The 7,838-nt window shown below is 41.3% G+C and carries 9 protein-coding genes; 8 read left to right on the forward strand and 1 reads right to left on the reverse strand.

Features of this window, described 5'->3' with window-relative positions; all coding sequences use genetic code 11:
* Positions 1–138: 138 nt before the first annotated feature.
* Entirely contained in the window at positions 139–534 is a 396-nt protein-coding gene (locus PSE60_RS00950; protein WP_210835881.1) for a DoxX family protein, read from the forward strand.
* Positions 535–916: 382 nt separating this feature from the next.
* Here the strand turns inward: PSE60_RS00950 and PSE60_RS00955 are convergent, their stop codons facing one another.
* The gene (locus PSE60_RS00955; RefSeq protein ID WP_210835883.1) at positions 917–1,810 is read right to left on the reverse strand and encodes a LysR family transcriptional regulator; all 894 of its coding nucleotides are present in this window, start codon (positions 1,808–1,810) and stop codon (positions 917–919) included.
* A 123-nt stretch (positions 1,811–1,933) separates the two neighbouring features.
* Here PSE60_RS00955 and PSE60_RS00960 point away from each other — a divergent pair, with 123 nt between their 5' ends.
* The 7 genes from PSE60_RS00960 to PSE60_RS00990 all read left to right on the forward strand — a co-directional run bounded on the left by PSE60_RS00960 (position 1,934) and on the right by PSE60_RS00990 (position 7,733).
* A complete protein-coding gene (locus PSE60_RS00960) occupies positions 1,934–2,641 on the forward strand; it encodes a pirin family protein (protein ID WP_272664326.1) in 708 nt (235 codons plus the stop codon).
* Between the two features lie 135 nt (positions 2,642–2,776).
* Entirely contained in the window at positions 2,777–4,747 is a 1,971-nt protein-coding gene (locus tag PSE60_RS00965) for a BglG family transcription antiterminator (protein WP_336298599.1), read from the forward strand.
* Positions 4,748–5,229: 482 nt separating this feature from the next.
* Complete coding sequence (locus tag PSE60_RS00970; protein WP_004908366.1) at positions 5,230–5,568, forward strand: PRD domain-containing protein; 339 nt, start codon at positions 5,230–5,232, stop codon at positions 5,566–5,568.
* Between the two features lie 32 nt (positions 5,569–5,600).
* Positions 5,601–5,966, forward strand: coding sequence for an SFCGS family glycine-rich protein (locus PSE60_RS00975; RefSeq protein WP_004908363.1), 366 nt, complete (start codon positions 5,601–5,603; stop codon positions 5,964–5,966).
* Positions 5,966–6,262 carry a DUF4312 family protein gene (locus PSE60_RS00980; protein WP_004258180.1) on the forward strand — a complete coding sequence of 99 codons (297 nt, stop codon included), beginning with the start codon at positions 5,966–5,968 and terminating at the stop codon, positions 6,260–6,262. Before PSE60_RS00975 ends, PSE60_RS00980 begins: the two co-directional genes overlap by 1 nt.
* A 26-nt stretch (positions 6,263–6,288) precedes the next feature.
* Positions 6,289–7,080 (forward strand): DUF4311 domain-containing protein, encoded by a 792-nt coding sequence (locus PSE60_RS00985; RefSeq protein ID WP_102137903.1) that lies wholly within the window; start codon positions 6,289–6,291, stop codon positions 7,078–7,080.
* Between the two features lie 2 nt (positions 7,081–7,082).
* Complete coding sequence (locus tag PSE60_RS00990) at positions 7,083–7,733, forward strand: DUF4310 family protein (protein WP_004908356.1); 651 nt, start codon at positions 7,083–7,085, stop codon at positions 7,731–7,733.
* Positions 7,734–7,838: the final 105 nt, after the last annotated feature.

Raw genomic sequence — 7,838 nt, forward strand, 5'->3', positions numbered from 1 at the left:
GCTTTTTATTGAATAAGCAAATGACTATTATAAGTCCATCGAATGTTTTCTTACCTATTTGTGCTGAAAACAACACTACAAAGCGACATATATCGCAACTAATTTATATTTAATGACTTATTAGTCTGGAGAATCTCAATGAAAAATTTAGAAAGTGGTGCGGTATTATTAGCTCGCATTATGATGCCAATTCTGTTCATTGTCGCTGGGTATGGAAAACTGGGAGATGCATACGCAGGAACACAACAATACATGCAAGCAATGGGCGTTCCAGGCTTTTTATTACCTTTAACCATTTTATTAGAATTTGGCGGCGGCTTAGCAATTCTGTTCGGCTTCTTAACTCGAACTGTCGCTTTATTTACAGCAGGCTTTACGGTATTAACCGCACTCCTGTTCCATATCGATTTTAGCGTTGCACCAAATAGCTTAATGTTTATGAAAAACTTTACTATTGCCGGCGGTTTCTTACTGTTAGCTGTGACTGGCCCAGGGAAATTTAGTATTGACCATTTATTAAACAAAAAATGGTAACTCCGATTTCATTATCACCCTTATTACCTTATTGATTTTGTTTGTCCAACTTATACCTCCCTCGGGAGGTATTTTTTTGCCTAAAAAAGGCGTTGAATCAGTTGGGGGAAAATCACTTAAGTGAGCGATTCTCAGTAGGCAGTAAATTGATGTTGATGGGTTTATTTTTCAATCTCAGGTTAACTTCTAAATAATTTATACGGTAACAGGCCTAAAAATATTTTATATCTATTAAACCGCGAGTCACAAACTACATACGTAAACTCTAAATAGTTTGAGTTGTAGGTAGGCGGCAAATTGAGTCATCCCGTGAGCATACATAAGTATGTGACTCGGGTGACTCAATGAAGCCAACACCCCTACGGCTCAAAATATAACGAGTTTACACCCTGAATAATTTGGGGATTTCTCGGAGACACCACGACTTAGCCTCCCCCATACTATCTCGTCGCCATGCCATAATAATATTCGTCTCATGGCTATACTCTGCGCCAACTACTTTTAAACGCCCTTCACGAATATCTTGTTCAACCATTGGATACGGCATCGTTGCAACACCAAGGCCTGCCAATAAAGCATTGTGTTTATCTTCAATTGTTGACACTGTTAATCGTTGTTGTTTATCCAACAACTGTACCGTGATCACAGGCCGCTCACGTGCGGTATCAGCCACTGCAATTCCACGGTACTTCACTCGAGTCGCATCAGATAATGGTTCAGGTTCTTGATGAATGGGGTGATCCGGGCTCGCTACATAAATATGATTAATGGTGTATAACGATTTAGAGTTAATTTCTGAAGATGACCGAAAATGCATATCAGGAGCAATGACGATATCCGCTTTGCCGCTTTCAAGGCGTTCCCATGCTCCCGCCAATACTTCAGTAATCAAAGATAACTGTGTTTCTGATTTTTCCGCCAATCGTTCCACCAGTGGAAAGAGTGAATGAGCAGGAACTAAAGCCTCGCACACGATGGTTAAATGCGTTTCCCATCCTTTTGCAAGGGCTTCCGCGTCAGATGTTAGCTTATCAGCAGCTTCAAGTAGGATCCTTCCTCTATCAAGTAACATCCTACCGACATTCGTAAATTTAGTTCTATGCCCTGAACGGTCAAATAAAATGACATCGAGCTCTTCTTCTAATTTTTGCATGGTATAGCTTAGCGCAGATGGGACCCGCCCCAACTCTTCAGCAGCTGCAGCAAAACTACCACGGCGATCGATTGCATCCATAACCCTTAATGATTCAAGCGTTAATGCTCTCTCTTTACTCATGAAGTTTCTCTTTCAGGAAATTTGAACAAGGGAAACAGATTAACTGGCTAACAATTCAACGTCCAGCTATTTATTATAACAATAGATTATTAACTTATTTATTTTCGATGGGGGTTAACCATTATGATGACACTGAGACCCGCTAACCATTGCGGAAAAGCTGATTATGGTTGGCTGCAAGCGCGTTATTCCTTTTCATTTGGCCATTATTTTGACCCAGATTTTATGGGTTTTAAAACACTCAGAGTGCTGAATCAAGAGGTTATTGCGCCACAAAATGCGCTACAGCCAAGAACCTACCCACATGTCGATATCTTAAATATCATCCTAAAAGGGCATGCAGAATATCGAGATAGTCTAGGTAATACCATCCAAGCGGATGAAGGTGAATGTGTGCGTTTTTCACCACGCCCAGATCTTAGCTACAGTGAACAAAATGTGTGCCCTAAAACACCACTAACGCGTTTGCAGCTGTGGCTAAATGCTTGCCCACAGCAAGAATCTTTACCCTTGCAAAAAATAGCCATTAGTGAAAATGAGAGTAAGCTTATCGCCTCTCCTGACGGGGAAGATCAAAGCATTCAATTACGTCAACAAATTTGGATCACTCAAATTCACTTAGCAGCCAATGAATCAACAGCGATCACGCTAAAAGGAAAAAATTCATTCCTTCAGTCTATACATGGTGGAGCAACATTACGAACACCAAAAGGCGAACAACTCAGGATGAATTGCAATGATGGGGCATTTATCCAAGATGATAATCAAATCATCATTAGTGCAGATAAACCGTTTAGAGGCCTGCTAATCGACCTTGGGGAACAAAACTAGTCATTTTCCTGCTATAACAGCATGAATTTTGCGAACGGATTCGCAAATTTCATGATTTACATATCCTACATATTGACACGCTTGTGTTAGAGTCCTGCCATTAGCGAGCAAAAAACACGTAATTTTCTTGCTCAAATGCTTTTTCGTTTTGATTTTAAAGGTGTTTCCGTGGCTCTATTCACTCAACAACGACATAATCAAATTTTTGCTCAAATTCTGAATGAGGTTGTTCCTCAGGACGAATTAGCAAAAAATTTTTCCGTTTCTACTCGAACTATTCGTTCTGATATCAATGAAATCAATGAATTGATACAGCCATATCGTGCACATATTGTGTATGAACGAGGTCGTGGTTACCGGTTGAACATTGAAGATGAAGCCCTATTTGCGACCTTTACTCAGCAAAATGACGAAGACAATCATATCCCTCGAACGAGCAAAGAGCGCATTGATGCACTGCTATTAAAGCTCTTAATGCTATCACTTCCCGTAAAGCTTGATGATATCGCTGAGGAATGGTTTATCAGCCGAGGCACTTTACAACAAGATATGGGTGCGGTGAGAGAACAGCTACAAAAATACCAAATTGCATTAGAAAGTATTCCTCACCAAGGTATTCGTTTGAATGGTAGCGAGTGGGCGGTTCGAGCTTGTATGACTGAAACTTTATGGCGTCGTTATTGCGCACAGATAGCACCTGATTTAACCACTTTCCGCCCCGATTGTCTGGATAATTTAGACCTGTCATATATCGATAAAGTATTACATAACAGTTTGAATCGTTTTGATATTCGGATTAGCAATGAAGGCCATTTATACCTAGTTTTTAATTGTGCGGTCACTATTTTGCGTATAACTCGCGGCCATGAGCTCACCACTGCGGTCAAAAACGATGATAGTGAAGAAGTGATCCGTAAAGCGTGCGATGAAATCTCCAACGGTTTGATCTACTTTCTTGGCAATGATCTTTCTGGGGCAGAACTGAGCTATTTGCATGACCAAATTGTTGCCCAACGTATTAGTAACCAAGACTCTAGTGCGCAAAAAAGTGGTACTCATAATGAGCTATGTGAATATATTTTAAATTATATTAATGAATTATATAATTATGACTTACGAAATGATGAAAAGCTCAAAAAAGATCTCAATACGCATCTTGCGGCCTTAATCACGCGCCTGCAGTATCATATTTCCACGCCAAATCCATTATTATCTGATATTAAACAATATTATCCGTTTGCCTATGACGTCACACTCAGTGCATTAACCAGCGCAAGTAAGCAATTACTTCCTCATCCAATCAGTGAAGATGAACTGGGTTACCTTGCAGTTCATATTGGTGTTAGCCTCGAACGTAACTATGGCGCAGGGTCAATTCGCCAAACAGAAGTACTGGTAGTCACCGATGCAGGAAACTCCACGTTTCGCGTGGTTGAATCTAAAATCATGCGTGAGTTTCCACAACTCAAATTTAGCCGAGGGTTAACATTACAAGAGTATGAATCCTTGGATGAAGTCACTGAAGATTTCGTAATTACCACAGTACGAATTTCAGAGAAAAACAAGCCTGTCATTAAAATCGCACCTTTCCCAACGCCCTATCAGTTAGAGCAAGTTGGTCGCCTAGCTATGGTAGATCAAACCCGCCCTTATATTATTGAGCGTTTTTTTGATGAACGGTTCTTCATGGTCATTAATGAAAAAATTAGCCAAGAAGAGCTCTTTCAAATGGTTTGCCATAAATTACAGCAAGAAGGCTGTGTAACCCCTGATTTTTATCCATCACTACAAGAACGTGAATCAATTGTTTCCACATTGCTTGGGGAAGGCATCGCATTACCCCACTCTTTAGGCTTACTTGCTAATAAAACGGTGGTTGCAACCGTTGTGGCCCCGAAAGGCATTGAATGGAATAAAGAAACCAAAGAGAACGCTTATGTCATTTTCTTGTTAGCTATTAGTAAAACAGACTATGAAGAAGCGATGGCTATTTATGATTTATTCGTTACCTTTGTAAAGGAAAAAACGACTCGCCGCTTAGTAAGTGTAAAAAATTTCAATGAATTCCAAGTGATAGCTAAAGATAGCTTAGCACGTATCCTCTAATCTGATAGCAACTTCCACTTCGTAGTGGAAAAGTGGAAATTGCTGACTTTTACGTGATCCTAACCACAACTCTCGCAAATATTTTCCTATCCTAAACGGCCTGTTTTACGCACAGAGTAACTAAGTGGAAGTTATTACAATCAACACAACATAGTTTCCATTTATTGTTTCCACTTTTCTTTCCAGTTCTTTTTTTCAATTCCATTTTTTATGTAAAAAAATAATCAATTGATAAACAACATATTTTATTCGAAGTATTGTTATTTTTATCCTTTTTCGATAGTTGATCGATGTCAATTTTTCCACTTAATTTCCATATAGAACAAAAAACACACCAATCCAGCTAATATTTATTTCCAAATAATTTCCACTTTGAAGTGGAAATTCACTGCCTGCAAAAAATCCCAATAAACGTCTAATGTATAAGACATGAAGGAACAGAGTAGTCTAACTTGCAATATTACTTTGGATTTTAAATAGTTATGAGTGAATCAGTTGTCGTTTTTAAAATGTTAGAACATAACCTTGATATTGATGAGGTGACACAAAAACTGCTAGCAGTGATTACTGACTGGCTCAAGCAGGAGGATTGCTATACCACGGATGTACAACAACAGATGTTGGAGTCTCATTTACGTGCCATGGTCGGTAGAGCAAAAACGGGTGAAGCCTTACCAGAAGTTGATATCAGCCTATTTGATGAAATCTCTGAACATTCGATTACGCTCGCGCAACGGGTTGTTGACACACTTCCCGGTTTAGCACCTGAAGAGACCTATTTACTCTCTGTTCACTTTGAAGTTGCACGTTCAAATGATTAATTACTAATTTGGTAGGATTTGGAGAATATTTTATGAAACAGATAGTTGTTGTTATCGGTGACCGTTTAGGTAAAGGCCAAAAAGTAGCCGCGGGTGTTGAAGCTGCTGGCGGTAAAGCGATTGTTGTTCCAGGTGTCGCCGCTGACATGAAACTTGGCGATGTGATGAACGCAGAACAAGCCGATTTAGGGATCTCATTTTGTGGAAGTGGTGGCGCTGGTGCAATCACGGCTCAAACTAAGTATGGCTATAAAGCTCGCTATGGGATGCGCTCCATTGAAGAGGGAGAAACCGCAATTGCAGACGGTTGCAATGTATTAGGTTTCGGTTTTATGGACAAGGAAGAGTTAGGCGAGCGCTTAGTAAAAGCATTCAATAAAAAATACGGCAACGCTTAATGAAAAAATCTATCGAAACGGTTGTACGGGTTACAGGGCAAGGCGACACTAAGCAAAAAGCGATAGCTGACGCCTTAAATTCAATTCAAAAAACCGTACTGAAAAACAGCACAGACATCATCCTACGAATTGAACCAAAGGATGTTGAAGTGATTAGTGCTCACTCTCATTCGCGGACAGAAAAATTTCTTTTTCTCTTTTTGCCACGCAAACGTGAACATTTTCGTGTTGTACTCGACGTTTCGCTGGATGTCACTTTACTTTCTGTCAACGAAATACCATTTACAGAACAATAATAGCAATCAGGTCTGGAGTTAATTCCATGAGTGAAACTGCATCTTTTCTAGAAATATTGGGCATGTCCCTGATCATCGGTGGGCTCTGCGGCTTTGGCTTAGGCGCAGGGGCTGCGCGTATGTTCCACGCACCAACCATACAAGGCATGGGGGCATTCCGTACATTGGGTGAGCTGAACGCGTGTGAAGGCGACCCAGCATCTCACTTTTCTTTTGGCTTAGGATTTTTCTTTAATGCATGGGCATCATCAGTTGCTGCAGGGGCATTTACACAAGACGTTGACCACCGCATCATCCCAAACTGGGGTGCGGCAGCGCTGTTAACCAAAAACCGTAGTGTTGCTGACACACTGCATAACCCGAAAAAAATGGCGATTGCTTGTGCCATCATCGGGGCATTAGTTGTCGCCTTCTTAAACACAACCGCTTCCGCAGTTCCGGCTGCACTGCAAACAACAGCTATTAACGTACTAGTGCCTGCCGCTAACTTGTTAGTTAACACGGTGATGCCAGTCATCTTCTGGTTAGCCGCCATGGATGCAGGGCGTCGTTCAGGTTTCTGGGCAACATTATTTGGTGGTTGTGCTCAGTTAATCATGGGGAATGCTATCCCTGGTTTAGTTTTAGGTATCTTGATTGGTAAAGGCGTTGATGACAACGGCTGGAACCGTATCACTCGCACAATGATGGTAACCGTGGTTCTCTTGTTCGTTCTCAGCGGCTTCTTCCGTGAATTCGACCTGAAGATGATCACCTCTTTCAACCTAGATAAACCATTGTGGCTTGAATACGTCCACGGTCTGCTGAGCGGGAAATAATCATGACAACTGAAATTAACAAACAAGATTTTTGGTACGCAGAATGGTCCTTTCCGATTTTTGTTGGGTTGCTATCCGCAGGGATCTTCGCAGGTACCCACATGTATGTCGTCTACGGCTTTGGCGCATTTAACGAAGTGGCGTTCGTCGCCATGTTACGTGCAGGCTTAGATACAGGGGTTTACGGTGCAGTCGCCGCATTCGGTGCAAGTTTCTTATTTGCTCGCATTATCGAAGGATCACTAGTCGGTATTTTAGATATTGGTGGAGCGCTGCAAACTGGTATTGGGCTCGGTGTTCCTGCCCTATTCCTCGCTGCGGGGTGGGATATTCTAGTCACTAACTTCTGGCTTTCATTAGTGACGGGTTTATTCCTTGGTGTATTAATCGGTTTACTGATTGTCTTTGCACGTAAATTCACCATTGCCCAAGCCAACTCAACCTTTGGTGCAGACGTCATGATGGGTGCGGGTAATACTTCAGGTCGATTCTTAGGCCCATTGATTATCTTAGCCGCCATGGCAGCTTCTATTCCAATTGGGATTGGTTCTTTAATCGGCGCATTGATTTTCTATGTATGGCAAAAACCGGTTGCCGGTGGCGCTATTTTAGGTGCGATGTTATTCGGTTATTTCTTCCCAATCGTCGCCTAACAAGTATCCTCCCGGAGCATCTGCTCCGGGTTACTGAATAACATGATTAAAAACAGGCTCGAAATAGTTCAAAGAGTTGCGTAAGAGTAACCAACAACGCTGCGA

The organism is Providencia sp. PROV174 (assembly GCF_028480685.1).
GTDB lineage: Bacteria > Pseudomonadota > Gammaproteobacteria > Enterobacterales > Enterobacteriaceae > Providencia > Providencia rettgeri.